The organism is Mesorhizobium sp. P2_D6, from assembly GCF_056404315.1.
In genome coordinates, this window is record NZ_JBFUEG010000005.1 from 66,611 (window position 1) to 82,241 (window position 15,631).

14 protein-coding genes and 1 tRNA gene are annotated in these 15,631 nt (G+C 62.1%); 12 read left to right on the forward strand and 3 right to left on the reverse strand.

Features of this window, described 5'->3' with window-relative positions; translation table 11 throughout:
* Positions 1–2: 2 nt before the first annotated feature.
* From AC1D1L_RS12335 to AC1D1L_RS12345, 3 genes are all read left to right on the forward strand, one after another.
* Positions 3–1,406 carry an aminopeptidase P family N-terminal domain-containing protein gene (locus tag AC1D1L_RS12335; protein ID WP_477341590.1) on the forward strand — a complete coding sequence of 468 codons (1,404 nt, stop codon included), beginning with the start codon at positions 3–5 and terminating at the stop codon, positions 1,404–1,406.
* Positions 1,407–1,507: 101 nt separating this feature from the next.
* Positions 1,508–2,581: an alpha/beta hydrolase gene (locus AC1D1L_RS12340; RefSeq protein ID WP_477341592.1), complete on the forward strand. Its 1,074-nt coding sequence runs from the start codon at positions 1,508–1,510 to the stop codon at positions 2,579–2,581.
* Positions 2,582–2,713: 132 nt separating this feature from the next.
* Complete coding sequence (locus AC1D1L_RS12345) at positions 2,714–3,871, forward strand: alpha/beta hydrolase (RefSeq protein WP_477341594.1); 1,158 nt, start codon at positions 2,714–2,716, stop codon at positions 3,869–3,871.
* 12 nt (positions 3,872–3,883) lie between these two features.
* Here the strand turns inward: AC1D1L_RS12345 and ade are convergent, their stop codons facing one another.
* Positions 3,884–5,695: an adenine deaminase gene (ade, locus tag AC1D1L_RS12350; protein WP_477341596.1), complete on the reverse strand. Its 1,812-nt coding sequence runs from the start codon at positions 5,693–5,695 to the stop codon at positions 3,884–3,886.
* A 345-nt stretch (positions 5,696–6,040) separates the two neighbouring features.
* Here ade and AC1D1L_RS12355 point away from each other — a divergent pair, with 345 nt between their 5' ends.
* From AC1D1L_RS12355 to AC1D1L_RS12365, 3 genes are all read left to right on the forward strand, one after another.
* Positions 6,041–6,892 carry an alpha/beta fold hydrolase gene (locus AC1D1L_RS12355; RefSeq protein WP_477341598.1) on the forward strand — a complete coding sequence of 284 codons (852 nt, stop codon included), beginning with the start codon at positions 6,041–6,043 and terminating at the stop codon, positions 6,890–6,892.
* 115 nt (positions 6,893–7,007) lie between these two features.
* Positions 7,008–7,670, forward strand: a complete 663-nt coding sequence (locus AC1D1L_RS12360; protein WP_477341600.1) for an outer membrane protein — start codon at positions 7,008–7,010, stop codon at positions 7,668–7,670.
* Between the two features lie 135 nt (positions 7,671–7,805).
* Positions 7,806–7,891 (forward strand) — tRNA-Leu (locus AC1D1L_RS12365).
* Between the two features lie 1,932 nt (positions 7,892–9,823).
* Here the strand turns inward: AC1D1L_RS12365 and AC1D1L_RS12370 are convergent.
* The gene (locus AC1D1L_RS12370; RefSeq protein WP_477341602.1) at positions 9,824–10,069 is read right to left on the reverse strand and encodes a hypothetical protein; all 246 of its coding nucleotides are present in this window, start codon (positions 10,067–10,069) and stop codon (positions 9,824–9,826) included.
* 276 nt (positions 10,070–10,345) lie between these two features.
* On the opposite strand from AC1D1L_RS12370, the gene AC1D1L_RS12375 reads away from it, so the two are divergent.
* From AC1D1L_RS12375 to AC1D1L_RS12385, 3 genes are all read left to right on the forward strand, one after another.
* Positions 10,346–10,546, forward strand: a complete 201-nt coding sequence (locus tag AC1D1L_RS12375; RefSeq protein WP_477341604.1) for a hypothetical protein — start codon at positions 10,346–10,348, stop codon at positions 10,544–10,546.
* A gap of 336 nt (positions 10,547–10,882) precedes the next feature.
* Positions 10,883–11,071 carry a hypothetical protein gene (locus tag AC1D1L_RS12380; protein WP_477341606.1) on the forward strand — a complete coding sequence of 63 codons (189 nt, stop codon included), beginning with the start codon at positions 10,883–10,885 and terminating at the stop codon, positions 11,069–11,071.
* 412 nt (positions 11,072–11,483) lie between these two features.
* Entirely contained in the window at positions 11,484–12,989 is a 1,506-nt protein-coding gene (locus AC1D1L_RS12385) for an HAL/PAL/TAL family ammonia-lyase (RefSeq protein ID WP_477342167.1), read from the forward strand.
* Positions 12,990–13,010: 21 nt separating this feature from the next.
* Here the strand turns inward: AC1D1L_RS12385 and AC1D1L_RS12390 are convergent, their stop codons facing one another.
* On the reverse strand, positions 13,011–13,589 hold the full coding sequence (locus AC1D1L_RS12390) for an NUDIX domain-containing protein (protein WP_112567320.1): 579 nt from the start codon (positions 13,587–13,589) through the stop codon (positions 13,011–13,013).
* A gap of 143 nt (positions 13,590–13,732) precedes the next feature.
* Here AC1D1L_RS12390 and AC1D1L_RS12395 point away from each other — a divergent pair, with 143 nt between their 5' ends.
* The 3 genes from AC1D1L_RS12395 (at position 13,733) to AC1D1L_RS12405 (ending at position 15,622) form a co-directional block, all read left to right on the forward strand.
* Positions 13,733–14,830, forward strand: a complete 1,098-nt coding sequence (locus AC1D1L_RS12395; RefSeq protein ID WP_477341608.1) for an NADH:flavin oxidoreductase/NADH oxidase — start codon at positions 13,733–13,735, stop codon at positions 14,828–14,830.
* A gap of 125 nt (positions 14,831–14,955) precedes the next feature.
* Entirely contained in the window at positions 14,956–15,270 is a 315-nt protein-coding gene (locus tag AC1D1L_RS12400) for an SH3 domain-containing protein (protein WP_477341610.1), read from the forward strand.
* 73 nt (positions 15,271–15,343) lie between these two features.
* Positions 15,344–15,622, forward strand: coding sequence for a DUF982 domain-containing protein (locus tag AC1D1L_RS12405; RefSeq protein WP_352560999.1), 279 nt, complete (start codon positions 15,344–15,346; stop codon positions 15,620–15,622).
* Positions 15,623–15,631 lie beyond the last annotated feature (9 nt).

The following is a 15,631-nucleotide window of genomic DNA, read 5'->3' on the forward strand; positions in this document are numbered from 1 at the left end:
CCATGCCTGTTTCGGCTGTTGCCCTGAAGACCGTAGCGCTTCCCGAGTTCGGTGAGCCGACGGTGATGCCTGTGCTTCAACGCCGGACCTACGAGACGCGCATCGAGGCTCTGCTGGCGCACGGCGCCGAGGCGGGGCTCGACGCCTTCGCCGTCTATGGCGACCGCGAGCATGCCGCCAATGTCGCCTACCTCAGTGGTTACGACCCGCGTTTCGAGGAGACGCTGCTGGTCATCGTTCCAGGCAACCAGCCAAAACTTCTCGTCGGCAATGAGGGCTGGGGCTATGCCGAAATCTGCGACGGACCCTATGAGCGCGTTCTCTACCAGACCTTCTCGCTGCCGGCGCAGCCACGCGACCGTTCCGCCTCCCTGTCCGACACGCTTGCCGCCTGCGGCCTAAAGACCGGCCAGAAGATCGGCGCCATCGGTTGGAAACCGTTCGGCCCCGGCGATGGCGGGTTTGGCGAGGCGACGCTCGACCTGCCGTCCTTCATCGCCGACACGTTGCGCACACTGGCCGGCGACAAGGGTGCGGTGGTCAATGCCGCCAACCTTCTGATGAACCCAACGGATGGTCTGCGCGCCATCAACGAGGCCGACCAGCTGGCATCCTTCGAATTCGCAGCGACCTTTTCCTCGCAAGGCCTGCGCAATGTGCTCAGGGGTATCGAGCCCGGCATGAGCGAATTGCAGGCGGCGCGGCTGATGGGGATGAATGGCCTGCCTCTGTGCTGCCACCCGATGCTGTCCGCCGGCAAGCGTGCGCCCTACGGCCTGCCAAGCCCGCGCCTGGATATCATCAAGCGCGGCGACCCCATCACCATGGCCTATGGCATCCAGGGCTCGCTCAATGCCCGCGCCGGCTTCCTGGTCGAGAGTGCGCAGGAACTGCCGCGCGGGATAAACGACTATGTCGACAAACTGGTCGCGCCCTATTTCGCCGCCGTCGTCGACTGGTACGAGACCGTCGGCATTGGCGTTGCCGCCGGTGCCCTATGGAAAGCCGTGCATGACCGCATCGGCGATCCATTCTTCGGCGTCTCGCTCAATCCCGGCCATCTCGTCCATATCGACGAATGGATGCATTCGCCGGTGTTTTCCGGTTCGGACATCAAGCTGCGGTCGGGCATGGCGCTGCAGGTCGACATCATCCCGGCGACCGGAACCAGCTATTTCACCACCAACATCGAGGACGGCATCGCGCTCGCAGACCAGGCCTTGCGCGAGGAGTTCGCGGCTCGCTATCCCGAGGCCTGGCGCCGCATCGAGGCGCGCCGTGCCTTCATGGTGGAGGTGCTCGGCATAAGGCTGAAGCCCGAGGTGCTGCCCTTCTCCAACATCCCGGCGTTCCTGCCGCCATTTTGGCTTTCGCGCAACAGTGCGATGACCGTGGCTCGGCGCTGAACGCATTTAGGCTGGACACGACTTACTTCTGCCGCACTTGGCCTGTCCGGGAGGTGTCGCGGAGGGTGGATGGCCCTTTTGGGCTTAAGTGGAATTTTGACGTGCGTTTGAAGACGATTTGCATTCTTGCGCTTGCCTTGCTTGTGGCGGGCTGCGGCGGCCGCAACACCGAGGAACTGCTCGGCAGCGCCGTCATGTCCACGCCGGTGACGGAAATTTCGGGCAATCACTCGATCTTCATCGCCACGACGCGCAAGAAATCCGACGATCCCAACAAGGTTTTCGACGGCGAGCGCTCGGCGACGCTGAATTATGCCCGCGTCAACGTCACCGTTCCCGGCATCCACGAGACCGGCCAGATCGAGCGCCGCTCGCGCGGCAAGTCCAACGACCCGGCCAAGTATTTCATGGCTTCCGAGGTTGTCGGCTACGACGCGCAGCCGAAATTTTCCGCCGCGCTCAACGCCGATATCGCCGCGCGCGGCGGCCGCGTCATGGTCTTCGTGCATGGCTACAACACCGGCTTCGACGACGCCGTCTACCGCGTGACGCAGATCGTCCATGATTCCGGCTATCCCGGCACCCCGGTGCTGTTTTCCTGGGCATCCGGCGCCAAGACCACCGACTATGTCTATGACAAGGAAAGTGCGAGTGCTGCCCGCGACCAGCTCGAAGTGACCTTGCGCATGCTGCAGCAGTCCGGCGCGCGCCGCATCGACATCGTCGCCCATTCGCTGGGCACCTGGGTCACCATGGAAACGCTACGCCAGCTCGCCATCACCGGCGACCGCGATCTCGGCGGCAAGCTCGGCGATGTCGTGCTGGCCTCGCCCGACATCGATGTCGACGTGTTCAAGAGCCAGATGCGCCGCTACGGCAAGCCCGACAAGCCGTTTATCCTGCTGCTCTCCGACGATGACCGTGCGCTCAGGCTCTCCGGCCTGATCGCCGGCTCGCGGCCGCGTGTCGGCGACTACAAGGATGCCGCCGATCTCGCCGCCTATGGCGTCACCGTGGTCGACCTCTCCAAGGTCAAGGGAACCGACAGCTTCAACCACACCAAATTCGCCGACAACCCCGAACTGGTGAAGATGATCGGCCAGCGGCTGCGCGAGGATGACGGCTTTGCCAGCGACCAGACAGTGACCGACCGCATCAGCCAGCTCGCGCAATAGGGTTGTTGCCTTGCGGCTACGGTCACGGCGCGAGTTCGCAAATGCCGCCCGGCCCGCTATTTTCAACTGGACCGGGCCGGTCTCTGCCTCTATCGACATTGAAATCGGCGCCATGCGCCAGCGGGAGCCCGCGTGAACGTGCGTTGGAAGACCGTCCTCGTCCTTGCGTTCGCGCTCGCTGTCGCCGGCTGCGCCGGCCAAAACACGCATGACCTCTTGAACAAGACGACGGTGTCGGTGCCCGCGTCCGATATCGCGGCCACGCACGAAATCTTCGTCGTCACCACCCGTCAGCCGGCGACCAAGGATCCGCGCCAGGTGTTTGACGGCGACCGTTCGCTGACCACCAATTACGCCCGCGTCGACGTGACCGTGCCGAAGGTGCACCAGCTCGGCGCCATCGAGCGCGCCAAGGGTTCGGCCGACTCCAACCCGGCCAAGCAATTCACCGCCACCGACGTCGTCCACTATGGCGACGCCTCGCAATTCGCCAAGGCTGTCGGCGCCAACATCGCCATGAACGGCGACCGCGCCCTGGTCTTCGTGCACGGTTTCAACAACGGTTTCGACGATGGCGTCTACCGGCTGACGCAGATCGCCCACGACACCAAATATCCGGGCACGCCGGTGCTGTTTTCCTGGGCTTCGAGCGGCAAGACCACCGGCTATATCTATGACAAGGAAAGCGCCAACGCCGCGCGCGACGACCTCGAGGCGACGCTCAGGATGCTCGCAAAGACCCGAGTGAAAAGCATCGACATCATCGCCCACTCGATGGGCACCTGGGTGACGATGGAGGCGCTGCGCCAGCTCGCCATCACCGGCGACCGCGATCTCGGCGGCAAGCTCGGCTATGTCGTCCTCGCCTCGCCCGACATCGATGTCGACGTCTTCAAGAAACAGATGATCCGCTACGGCAAACCCGACAAGCCGTTCGCCATCCTGCTCTCGGGAGACGACCGTGCGCTGAAGCTGTCGTCCATTATTTCCGGCGACAAGCCGCGTGTCGGCGACTACGGCAATGCGGCCGACCTCGCCAGCTATGGCGTGGTCGTGGCGGATCTCACCAAGACCAAGGGCGGTGACCGTTTGAACCATGCCAAGTTCGCGGACAATCCGATCCTGGTGCAATTGCTCGGTGACCGGCTGCGCACACCAGCCGCCCTGCGATCGAACGATCCGGGCGAGTTTGACGACATCGGCCAAGGGATCGGCAAGGCGGTCGGCTCCATGGCCGAAGTCGTCATCACCACCCCGTTCAAGGTGCTGACCATCGCCACCGGCGGATGACAGCCGGGTCTGTCAGATAAAAAGATCGACCTTCTGGAACGTCGTCACGTCGATCAGGCCGACGTCGGAAATCCTGAGCTCCGGAATGACGACCAGCGCCAAGAGCGAGTGCTGCATATAGGCGTTGTTCAGGGAACAGCCCATCTTGCGCATCGCCTCGGTCAGCTTCTCGGCTTTGGCCGCGACGATCTCGGCGCGTTCGTCCGACATCAGCCCGGCGATCGGCATTTCGACCAGCGCCAGTTCCTTGCCCTTTGAAAACAGCACCACGCCGCCGCCGACCTCGCCCAGCCGGTTGACGGCCAACGCCATGTCTTCCTTGTTGGTGCCGACGCAGATGATGTGGTGGGCGTCATGCGCCACGCTGGAAGCCAGGGCGCAGTCGCCCATATAGCCGAAGCCGGAGACGAAGGCGTTGGTGACGCCGCCCGTACCGCGGTGGCGCTCGACCAGCGCGATCTGGCAGATGTCGTTGCGGCGATCCATGGCGACCAGCCCGTCCTCGACCGGCAAATCGGCCTCCAGCGCCCGCGTCGGCGCCTGGTTCTCGATGACGCCGATGACGCGCACCCGTACTTCGTTGGCCCCCTTGGGCGCTACAATATCGAAGTCGCCTGCCTTGAGCTTCTTGCCGAGCTTGACCGTGTTCTTGGCCGTCTTCGGATAGTCATAGGCTGGAATGTCGATCTCGAGCTTGCCGGCCTTGGCCAGCCTGACGCCGCGGCCATAGACCTCGTCAATGGTCATGGCGGCGAGATCGGAGACGATCAGCAGGTCGGCCAACCGTCCCGGGGCGATCGAGCCGATCTCGCGCTCCAGCTTGAAATGCTGGGCGGTGTTGAGCGTCGCCATCTGGATCGCCGTCACCGGCTTCAGGCCCTGTTGGATTGCGTGGCGCACCACCCGGTCCATATGGCCTTCATGCACCAGCGTACCGGAATGGCTGTCATCGGTGCACAGGATGAAATTGCGCGGGTCGAGCCCGCTCTCCGTCACCGCCTTGATCTGCGAGGCGACATCGTACCAGGCCGAGCCGAGCCTGAGCATCGCCTTCATGCCCTGGCGCACGCGCGCGATCGCATCTTCGGCGCGCGTGCCTTCGTGATCGTCCTCCGGACCGCCGGCGACATAGCCGTGGAACGGCAGGCCGAGATCGCGCGAGGCATAGTGGCCGCCAACGGTCTTGCCGGCCCTCACCGTGGCGGCGATCTCGCCCGACATCACCGGATCGTTGGCGGCGACACCGGGGAAATTCATCACCTCGCCAAGGCCGATGATGTTCTCCCAGGTCATCGCTTCGGTGACATCGGCAACCGTCAGTTCGGCACCGGCGTGCTCCAGCCCCGGCGCCGAAGGCACGCAGGACGGCATCTGGACGTGGACGTTGATGGGCATGGCGACAGCTTCGTCATGCATCAGCCGCACGCCGGGGAGCCCCAGCACATTGGCGATCTCATGCGGGTCGATGAACATCGAGGTGGTGCCGTGCGGGATGACGGCACGGCAGAATTCGGTCACCGTCACCATGCCGCTCTCGACATGCATGTGCGCATCGCAAAGGCCGGGCACGAGATAGCGGCCCCCGGCGTCGACCACCTTGGTGCCCTGGCCGATGGCGTGGCTGGCATTCGGCCCGCAATAGGCGAAGCGACCGCCGGCAATGGCGATGTCGGTGCCGGCGATGATCTCGCCCGAATGCACATTCACCCAGCGGCCGTTGCGAATGACGAGATCGGCCGGCTTGCGCCCGGTCGCGACATCGACCAGATGGGTCGCCATCTCGGTCCAAGGCTTGGGTTTCGTCGCGTGCGCGGTCTTTGCCATGGGAGACTCCTGTTTGCCCCGACTGTGCCAAGCCGGCATGGCTTTGACCAGCGATTGCGGGCGAAATCCGCTCGGCGAGGTTTATTTGTGCCGGCACTTATGCTATTGTTTTGTAGATGGTGCTGATTTGCGCCAATGACCCGCCGCGAGGCGGGTTTTTTGTTGCGATTGCCGTCACAGGCGGAACCGGACGCGTTGCGGCGGCGGCACGGATTGAAATTTCAATTCACGCCGCCAGCCCGCCCCCCCATTCGTTGACTCCGCACACGGGAAGACTGTTAAATCGACCTTCGCAATCGTCCGGGGCCGAAACGACCCAAGGACGAAACCCCCTGAGGTGAAGTCATGACCCGGTTCCTGAAAGCGCTCGTCTTCGTCACCCTGTTCCTGATCTCGGCCGGCTTTGCATCCGCCGAGGAGCGCTGGCTGACGCTGCCGGAGCCGGCGGCGATGCCCAAACCGGATCAGAGCGGCTATGCGCCGGTCAACGGCATCCAGATGTACTATGCCGTTTTCGGCGCCGGGGATCCGATCCTGTTGATCCATGGCGGCCTTGGCCACGCCGATATCTGGGCGAGCCAGGTGGCGACGATGTCCAAGACCCACAAGGTGATCGTCGCCGACAGCCGCGGCCATGGTCGCTCCACCCGCACCGAGCAACCTTACGGCTACGACCTCATGGCGTCCGATTATCTGGCCCTGCTCGACTACCTCAAGATCGACAAGACCGCTCTTGTCGGCTGGAGCGACGGCGGCATTATCGGTATCGACATCGCGCTGCATCATCCGGAGCGGCTGACCAGGCTCTTTGCGCAGGCCGCCAATGTCACCACCGATGGCGTCGATCCCGGCGTGATGACCAACAAGACCTTTGCCGCCTACATCGAACGCTCCGGCCGCGACTACAAGAAGATGTCGAAGACGCCGGACCAGTATGATGCCTTCGTGGCGCAAATCAGCCACATGTGGGAGTCGGAGCCGGCCTGGACCAAGGAGCAGCTCGCCAAGATCACCACGCCGACGGCGATCGTCGCCGGCGATCATGACGAGGCGATCAAGCGCGAACACACCGAATACATGGCCTCCGTCATTCCGGGCGCCAAGCTCATCATCCTGCCCAACGCCAGTCATTTCGCCATGCTGCAGGCGCCGGACGAATACAGCCAGGCGGCGCTGGACTTCATCGACGCCAAATAGAGAATAGCGCGCAGCAACAGGCGTATTTCGATTGTTGAACAATGGGTTCCGTTTTGCGGCGAATAGAGCTACCTTGCGGCCAGGAGTCTTCTGAACCGCCATTTCGGAGAGCTCGATGCGTCGTCTGACGCTCGCAAGTGCCGGATTTCTGACCGCTCTGGCCGCGCCGGCTTTTGCCGCCGACCCGATGGCGGTGCCGATGACCGAACCGGGCTTCGACTGGACCGGCTACTATGCCGGCCTGCAGGCCGGCTACGGCTGGGGCCAGTCCGACATATCAGGAACAGAAGGCGCGCCGTTTTCCATCTCGCCCGACATTGACGGCGGTTTCGTCGGCGGCCATGTCGCTGGCCTCTGGCAGTTCGATCAGGCGGTTATCGGCGCCGAGGCGGAGCTCAACTATTCCTCGATCGATGGCACGGCGGAATCTGGCCTTGGAAGCATATTTGGCACCGACATCAAGTGGTTCGGGTCAGTCAACGCCAAGGCGGGCTTCGCCATGGACCGCGTGCTGGTCTATGGCGTCGGCGGCGTCGCCTTTGCCGGCATCGAAACGTCGCAGGTCGCGGGGGCGTCGTTCGCCAGCACGCGCACGAACGTCGGCTGGACCGTGGGTGCCGGCGTCGACTACGCGCTGACCGACAAGTTCATCGTCGGCGCGCAGTATCGCTACTATGATTTCGGCTCCGAGCACTATGACGTGGCGCAACCCTTCAACGATCGCGATCAGGACGTGAAGCTGAACGCGGTCGGTGTGAACCTGAGCTACAAGTTCTGATTGTCGCCGGTGACTGAGAGTTTCGCCACAACCAATTGTTTTAAAATCACGAACCACCTTTCATGAATTCGAATGGCGACACTCGGCAAAAGATGGCTTGACGGGTTTCCGCTGGCGTCTGAAAAGGGCTGGCCTGCGGACGTGGCGGAATTGGTAGACGCAAGGGACTTAAAATCCCTCGATCTCTGATCGTACGGGTTCGATTCCCGTCGTCCGCACCACGTTGAAATCAAATGACAATCGGCTCTGTTTTGACTTAGTGGATACCCTGACGAAATCGCTCATGGGTAGCCTTGGGGGTAGCCGGCAAGCTTTGAGGAGGGTCAATCAATCAATTCGACGACATCATTTCCGGCAAGGAGGCATTCCTCCAAGGTCCGCAATTGGAAGGCTGCTCTTACAACCATGAATTCGTCAGGGATCGTCCGCCAGTGCGGGACGATGTAGGTGGTTCTTGCGGGCTCAGCCACGGCTGGCATACTTCACCTTGCCCCACTGACTGCATTGAGGACACAAAGGATGGAGATAGGCCAACTTGTCGCCCGGAATATTTCCCGAACTGGTGATCGTCAGGCTGCGGCCCTCGAAACCCTCCAAGCTGTAGGATTCCCAGGTGCCGCTGAGGGGCTGAGCGTCTTCTCGTAGTTTCAAATACCCGGTGCGACCGCATTCGCAAACCAGCTTTTCCCGCAATACAGTTGAGAGCACTTAGGACAGCCTTCTGATAATGCGGCGAACTGGCCCCATTTGGTATTCGGGTTTCCCGCACTGCCCAAGCTACAGGCGTATTAGCGATCGCTCAACTAAGACTGAAGTCCCCTAAGCCCCCTCTCGAAGGTCGGCCTCCGCTCAAAAACTTCCGCGAAGGCTAGAGCGAATGATTCCAGTTCGAAGGATCGGATTAGTTCTGGTCATCTTCGACCACGCGGACGAACCATTCGCCGCAGGCTTCGACCACTTCAATGCACGGCGAGACTTTGCCGTTCGGCTCCACGCTATCCATCGCAGCCTCCATACGAAAGCAGTGGCAACGTCGCGTTTTATAAGTCTGCCGAAACCGGCCTTTCAATAAAAAAGATGGTACGGAATCGTACAAAACGGCATCACGCATCCTGGCAGGGCGGCAAGTGGTAAACTCGCCGGGCGAAGACCCCCACGACCTCAAGCCCGGCGAGCCTCACAAACCTGATCAGAGTACGCGATCAGGACCGGGGTCAGCCGGCAAACCTGCGCTGCAAGATTGATGCCGACAAATCTCGTTCAAAATGGCACAGGCTCACATCTGCGCGTCAATCAGAGATTGGAGGAGCCGCTATAGCCTCATTGACAATAACACCACCAGTGCCACCACTACCGACCAAACAGTATGCGACCCAGACGCTGGTCATGGGTCCTGCTTAATCCGCACAAATCGTGCTGCACGTGAGCGCACCTTACCGCTGCCCTTCGGCGCCGCCGTGAAGATTCTAGACCCATTCGCCGGTGCGGTTCTTCATCGCCCCCAAGATGACTTCGAACACGGCTTCTTGGTCGACTGCCGTCAGGACTTTTTATCGGCATTTGGATTTGGCGCCGGCGCCTCGCGCACATCTCGCGGTGGCGGGTCGATATGTTGAGGCTCCGGCGATGCGTCCTGGTCTGGACGGACTGGCGCCTTCCTCTGGCTGGGTTTCGGCGGCGGATCCTTGATCTTGCCTCGCATGCTCAAAGAACCGACATAGCCGCTTCTTGTTCCCACGCACGCTCTGATATTTTAGCAGCTGCGAAACAAAGTCCCCGCTCCCGCGTTGAGATTTCGTCCACAAAGGGAGAAACTCGCAAATGGATCCGGCAACTGCAGCAATGATGGTTCTGCTGTCGTGCAGTCCAGGCCAAGCTGTCTGCAAACCGCTCGACCCGTCACCGGCCAAGATGTTCGTATCCCTTGACGAATGCCGGGTTGCGTTGGCCAACAGGCTCGCAAGCGCCCCCAACGGAGAGATCGTCGGGCGATGCAGTCCGGTCGGCCCATCCGCTACAGGTTCCCTTCCCGCGGGATACAGGACGGTTGTCGTCACGCGGGGCAAGGGCGCGAATGCGGTGAGCAGTCGCTACATCGTGCTGCACAAAGACTGAAGCCCGCCACCGTGAGGAAGCCGGCACGGCCGCCCGAGCTACTCCAAAGGCGGTTCTTCGCTCGGTGGAGTCAAAACGGTAATATCCATTCTGGCGATTGTCGACGCGGCGCGCCCCTGCGCACCAGGATCTGTGTCGCCACTTTCTGCCACCATAGCCTTGGCGCGATGTCCTACGCTATCCGCGCTTTTGCCTGGAGCAAACACTTCGCCCGGTTCTGTCTTTGCGGGTTTCGGTTGGGTTTCCGGTGCCTGCCGATGTTGATTGCCAATCGCCGAGACCATTGATACCTCCGCTGATGAGGCCATGACCTTACCTGTCAAGGCTGTAGCGAGCCTGACCATTCTAAACTGCCGGCCACCGTGAGGTGGCGGACTTCAAGTCGCCAGCGTGGGCAACTGTCGTGCCGATAGGTGAGCTCCCACGACGTCGAAGTTGGGATATCTCGTCGGTTCAACCTCAGTCCCCCTTGATGCCGCATCGGTTTCGCCCAACAATAGGGAACAATTTCGCCCGCCATGTGTTACGCAGTTATGGACTTTGCGGACCCCGGACCCAGAATGGCAGCTGATCTTCTGACGATGCGAGTCGCCGATGCCGAGCAGCGCATCAAGCAGACCGAACTCGCGCTGGTACTCAGCGAGAAAATGGTGGCTGAGAACCTCGCCGCATCCAACAGGATACGATCTGCGCGGCGGCGTGTCGTGAAATCCGGTCTGACGACAATCGACCCAACAGCGCTGAAACAGTTCGCACAATAATCGCACTTCACTGCGGATAATGTGGGAGAGGTTGTTGGCAGCCCTTGGCGGTGATCGGCCAATACGTCGCAGGAACCAAAGCGTTCGGCAGGGGTTGGTGTTCTGAAGGGATATCAACCCAAAAGGACGCGGAACAATGGACCTGATGAACTTGGAACTGGCCAGAGCGCGACAGAGCGTCGGCCGGATCTCGAACGCGCTGAAAACTTGCTCGATGAAGAGGGCGGCGTCGCCGTGAACCTCGCCTTGTGTTGCCGAATTCGCTCTGCGCAACGGCGCGTGGTCGAGGCCAGGCAGCGGCTCACGAAGATCGACCCCATCAAGGCAAATTAACCGATGATCGCGACCCTGAACCCCGAAATCGCGAGAAGTGGGCCCATCTATCGCCCGGCGCAACTCGCGCTACTCCGGCATCAGTTGATGCAACACTTCGAAAGCACCGACTCTGCAGCCAGGCAGGTCGAGGACGAGCTGGCCAAGCTGTCCAAAGCAACCGCTATAGATCGGCAAGCGCCCCACATCTGAAACGGGCAGGTCACCCGAAGCAGTTGCCTCAAATGTCGAGATAGCCGGCAGCGACAAGCATAGCCTTGTATCGTCGGGCAAATCGGCTGGGCACACGGCTGAGGTAGCCGGAGGCGCCAATATCCCAATGCGCGCCCAGTGCAACTTCCGGACGACTAGGCGACCGGGATTCGCGGGTCAAGCCCGATAATGCGCGCGCCGAAGTGGAGCCGTGGTTGAGCCCGAAAGCGGATTGAGCCTCAGGTGCTGGATCAAGAGTTTTATTACCCACGACGTCGCTCCAGTCGCATCAATCGCCGATTCCTTCGTCACTATGCATCGCGGTTCTGCGCTACGGAGCCAAGGGCAAGGTTCTCACCAGCCTTTCGTGCGACCCAACAGCGCTTTCCGCAGCGCTATTTCGGAACGACCAATGACAATAACGCTAGATGGCAACGCGAGCTGGCGCGACATCGCGCAAGTGAGCGAAGGCGAATCCCTGGCGCTCAGTCCGGCAGCGTGGGAGAGGATCGCCTTTGCGAACCAGATCGTCGCTTCCATCGTCGAAAAAGGCATCCGCGCCTATGGCGTCAACACCGGGGTCGGCGCATTGGCAAGCAAGGTGGTGGCGCCTGCGCTGCAAAAGAAACTGTCGCGCAATATCATTCGCAGCCACGCATGCGGCGTCGGTGACCTGGTGCCGAGACGCGGCGTGCGCGCCATCATTGCCGCTCAAGTGGCAAATTTCGCGCATGGCCATTCCGGTGTAAGCCCCGCAATCGTCCGTAACTTGCTCACCTTTATCGAGCGCGACTGCGTTCCCGACGTGCCGTCCAGGGGATCGGCCGGGTATCTGACGCACAACGCTCATGTGGCACTGGTCTTGATCGGTGAAGGCAGTGCAACGGTGGCAGGTCGCTCGATGAGCGGACTGGAAGCGCTTGCCGAAATGGGTCTGGAGCCCTTGGAGCTTGGCGCGAAGGAAGGCTTGAGCCTCGTCAATGGCACGGCGTGCGCGACCGGCCTGACCAGCATCGCCGTGCAGCGCGCGGAGCGCTTGTTGAGATGGGCTGACGCCGCGGCCGCTTTGACGCTTGAAGCCGCGGGCGCACAAATGCCGGCCTTCGGCGAGCAAATCCTGGCGATGCGGCCCTCGCCCGGCATTCAGGATGTGGGCAAAGCGCTGCGCGGCTGGCTTCACGGCAGCGAGCTCATCGCGCTTGCTCACGGCAGTCGCACGCAAGACGCACTCAGTCTTCGCGCCGTGCCGCATGTTCATGGCGCCGCCCGCGAGGTGTTGGACCGGTCCGCTGAGCTGGTTGACCGTGAATTGGCTGCCGTCACTGACAATCCCGCGGTATTCGGGTCGTTGAACGATCCCCAGGTTGTTTCAGAGGCGCATGCGGTGGCGCCGGCGCTCGGACAGGCCGCCGATGGCCTGACGATCGCCTTGGCGCAGGTGGCCGGAATGAGCGAGCGTCGCATCGACCGTCTCGTCAATCCCCTGGTCAACAATTTGCCGCCCTTCCTTGCTGATGAGGACGGAGCCAATTCCGGCTTCATGATTGCCCAATACACCGCCACGTCGCTCAGCAACGTCAACCGGCGCCTGGCCGCTCCGGCGGCGACCGACGGCGGCGTCACATCCGGCCTGCAAGAGGATTTTTTGGCGCATCCAACGGTGGCAGCCAACAAGCTGCTCGCCGTTATCGACAACGCGGAATACATTTTGGCAATCGAACTCATGGCCGCCGCGCAGGCCCATGATTTTCTGGCCGAGCGCGGTGCACGCGCGCCCGGCACCGACACCATCTACCGCATGGTCCGGGAGAACATAGCGCACTATTCCGACGATCGGCCTCTGTCCGGGGACATGGAGGAATTGCGCAACTTCATCCGCGAAGTGGACGTGCCACCCTGTCCGCAGCCCACCGAGTGAGGCCCGCCGAGCTTCGCGGAGCTAAGCCTTCAGCGGGTACAGTTTCAGGTGCTGGATCAGGATGATCGTCTTGGCGTCGATGATGCGGCCGTCGGCTATGCCGGCGAGCGCCTCGTCGAGCGGCATTTCGAGCACCTCGATGTCCTCGCCCTCTTCCGGTGCGCCGCCGCCCGCCGAGATGCGGTCGGCAGGTGAATAGCGCGCCACGAAGAACCACAGCCGTTCGGTCACGCTGCCCGGGCTCATATAGGGCGCAAACAGCCGCTCGATGTTCTCTAAGTGATAGCCGAGCTCTTCCTCGGCCTCCTTGAGGATGGCGGTTTCCGGATCGTTTTCGTCGAGCAGACCGGCGCAGGCCTCGATCAGCGGTTCGCGGTGGCCGGTGACATAGGCGGGATAGCGGAACTGCCGCACCAGAAGAACCGTCTGGCGCTCGGGATCGAAGGGCAGGATCACCGCGCCGTCGCCGCGATCGTAGGTCTGGCGAATCTGCGTCTCCCACTGCCCGTCGCGCCGGCGATAGTCCAGCACGGTCTTCTTCAGAACAGCCCAGTCGTCGGAGAGGACTTCCTCCGAGCGGATGCGAATGCGATCTTCCATGACGAACTCCATGCTGTCGGCGCCATGGCGTAACCGCGAACCGTTTTTCGCGCAACCAGGACGGCAAAGCTTCACCGTCTCGTGTCTGGTGCCATCAGCTGCCATCGCCTAAATAGCTGCAATCCCTTCCCCGGAGTTTCCTGATGACCGCAGCGCTTTTCCAGCCGATCACCCTCGATGGCCTGACCTTCCCGAACCGCATTGCGGTGGCGCCGATGTGCCAATATTCCGCCGATGACGGCTCGGCCAGCGACTGGCACCTCTATCATTGGATGAACCTGGCCATGTCGGGCGCCGGCATGGTCACCGTCGAAATGACCGATGTCGAGCGGCGCGGCCGCATCACCCATGGTTGCCACGGTCTTTACTCAGACGACAACGAGGCCGCCGCCCGGCGCACGCTGGATGCCGCCAGGCGCGTCGCCGCCCCGGAGACGAAATTCGGCATCCAGCTTGCCCATGCCGGGCGCAAAGCGTCCAACAGAAAGCCCTGGGAAGGCGGCGGTCCATTGCAGCCGGGCGAGGATCCCTGGCAGACCGTATCGGCCTCGGCCATCGCCTACGACACCGGCTGGAACGTGCCGCATGCGCTGGAGGAGGATGAAATCCTGCTGCTTGTCGAGCGCTTCGCTCAAGCCGCAAGGCGGGCCGAGCGCGCCGGCTTCGACTTCCTTGAGCTGCACGCCGCGCATGGCTACCTGATCTTCCAGTTCCTGTCGCCGCTTTCCAACCAGCGCACCGACCGCTGGGGCGGATCGCTGGAAAACCGCATGCGTTTTCTGCTTGAGATCGCCAAATCGGTGAGGAAGGCCGTTCCAAACCTGATGCTTGGCGCACGCCTGTCGGTAACGGACTGGGTCGATGGCGGCTTCGACGTCGCGGACGCGATCGATGTGGCCAAGGCGTTGAAAGCGCTCGGCATTGCCTATCTCTGCTGCTCGAGCGGCGGCAATTCTCCCTTGCAGAAGCTGCCGACCGGCCCCGGCTATCAGGTGCATCTGGCCGAAGCGGTGCGCAAGGGCGCCGGCATTCCGACGCGGGCTGTCGGCCTGATCGACGATCCGGGCCAAGCCGAAGCGATCGTCTCCGACGGCCGCGCCGATATGGTGGCGCTGGCTCGCGCCTTCCTCGCCGATCCGCGCTGGGGCTGGCGCGCCGCCGCCACCTTTGACGAGAAAATCCATCCGGCGCCGCAGCTTGCCCGCTCGGTAACGACGATGCAGCACTGGATGAAGGTCTAAGCAGGCTGCACCGACGGATGCGCAAAAGCGCATTTGCTGGACAGGCAGCCGCAGCTTCGCTTTAATCCACCCACACTGTTTCCGTGGGGTAAGGTCGCCTTTGCGGCCGGGTTGGGAGCAAAGTCATGGTATCAAGGGCGCTCTATCCCGCGGCCGCCGCTCTGGTGGTCGCGCTGTCGTTCGCTGCGTCATCTCCGGTTGGCGCGCAATATTGCGAAGGTACGGTGCATGGCCTGTCCAGGCACTACGATCTGGACTCAGGCAGCGGGTTTCTTGCCGTACGCGCGCGGTCGAACTCGTCGTCGCGCATGATCGGCCAACTGTTCAATGGCGACCACACCGAAATCTTCGACCGTCGCGGCAACTGGTACCAGATCGACTTCAAGGGCCGGACCGGCTGGGCCAACGCGCGCTGGCTGCGCAACGACTGCGGCTACTGAGAGGCCTCTGAGACGTTTGGGCGCAGGCTGACTGCCACTTTTGCAACCAAATTGGCTGCTTTGCGTTGCGGCCATCATGGATAACAAACCTTTTGAAACGCCCGTCGTGGTCGAACTCGGCCACGTCGGCAAATATCGCCAGATCCGCAGCGCCCAGGAAGCGGCGGAGTGTCTGATGACTGTCTGGCCGCTCAATCGCGGCCCGCGCCATCGTGATGCTCTCGACACTTGCCTCAAAGTGCTGGAAGGTTATCGTTCGACGGCTGATGCGCGCAGGGCTTTGATCGAAGCGGCCAAGGAATCGGAAGTGCTGGTTCCCGAAGACCGGTTGCCCGACGCCAAATTGCATTGAAGAACCGGC

What these genes read in the sequence shown, in the direction of transcription:
- AC1D1L_RS12400 (WP_477341610.1), top strand. Translation starts at nt 14,956, where the DNA reads ATGGTATCAAGGGCGCTCTATCCCGCGGCCGCCGCTCTGGTGGTCGCG.
- AC1D1L_RS12370 (WP_477341602.1), bottom strand. Translation starts at nt 10,069, where the DNA reads ATGGTCTCGGCGATTGGCAATCAACATCGGCAGGCACCGGAAACCCAA.
- AC1D1L_RS12355 (WP_477341598.1), top strand. Translation starts at nt 6,041, where the DNA reads ATGACCCGGTTCCTGAAAGCGCTCGTCTTCGTCACCCTGTTCCTGATC.
- ade (WP_477341596.1), bottom strand. Translation starts at nt 5,695, where the DNA reads ATGGCAAAGACCGCGCACGCGACGAAACCCAAGCCTTGGACCGAGATG.
- AC1D1L_RS12385 (WP_477342167.1), top strand. Translation starts at nt 11,484, where the DNA reads ATGACAATAACGCTAGATGGCAACGCGAGCTGGCGCGACATCGCGCAA.
- AC1D1L_RS12375 (WP_477341604.1), top strand. Translation starts at nt 10,346, where the DNA reads ATGGCAGCTGATCTTCTGACGATGCGAGTCGCCGATGCCGAGCAGCGC.
- AC1D1L_RS12335 (WP_477341590.1), top strand. Translation starts at nt 3, where the DNA reads ATGCCTGTTTCGGCTGTTGCCCTGAAGACCGTAGCGCTTCCCGAGTTC.
- AC1D1L_RS12380 (WP_477341606.1), top strand. Translation starts at nt 10,883, where the DNA reads ATGATCGCGACCCTGAACCCCGAAATCGCGAGAAGTGGGCCCATCTAT.
- AC1D1L_RS12390 (WP_112567320.1), bottom strand. Translation starts at nt 13,589, where the DNA reads ATGGAAGATCGCATTCGCATCCGCTCGGAGGAAGTCCTCTCCGACGAC.
- AC1D1L_RS12360 (WP_477341600.1), top strand. Translation starts at nt 7,008, where the DNA reads ATGCGTCGTCTGACGCTCGCAAGTGCCGGATTTCTGACCGCTCTGGCC.
- AC1D1L_RS12395 (WP_477341608.1), top strand. Translation starts at nt 13,733, where the DNA reads ATGACCGCAGCGCTTTTCCAGCCGATCACCCTCGATGGCCTGACCTTC.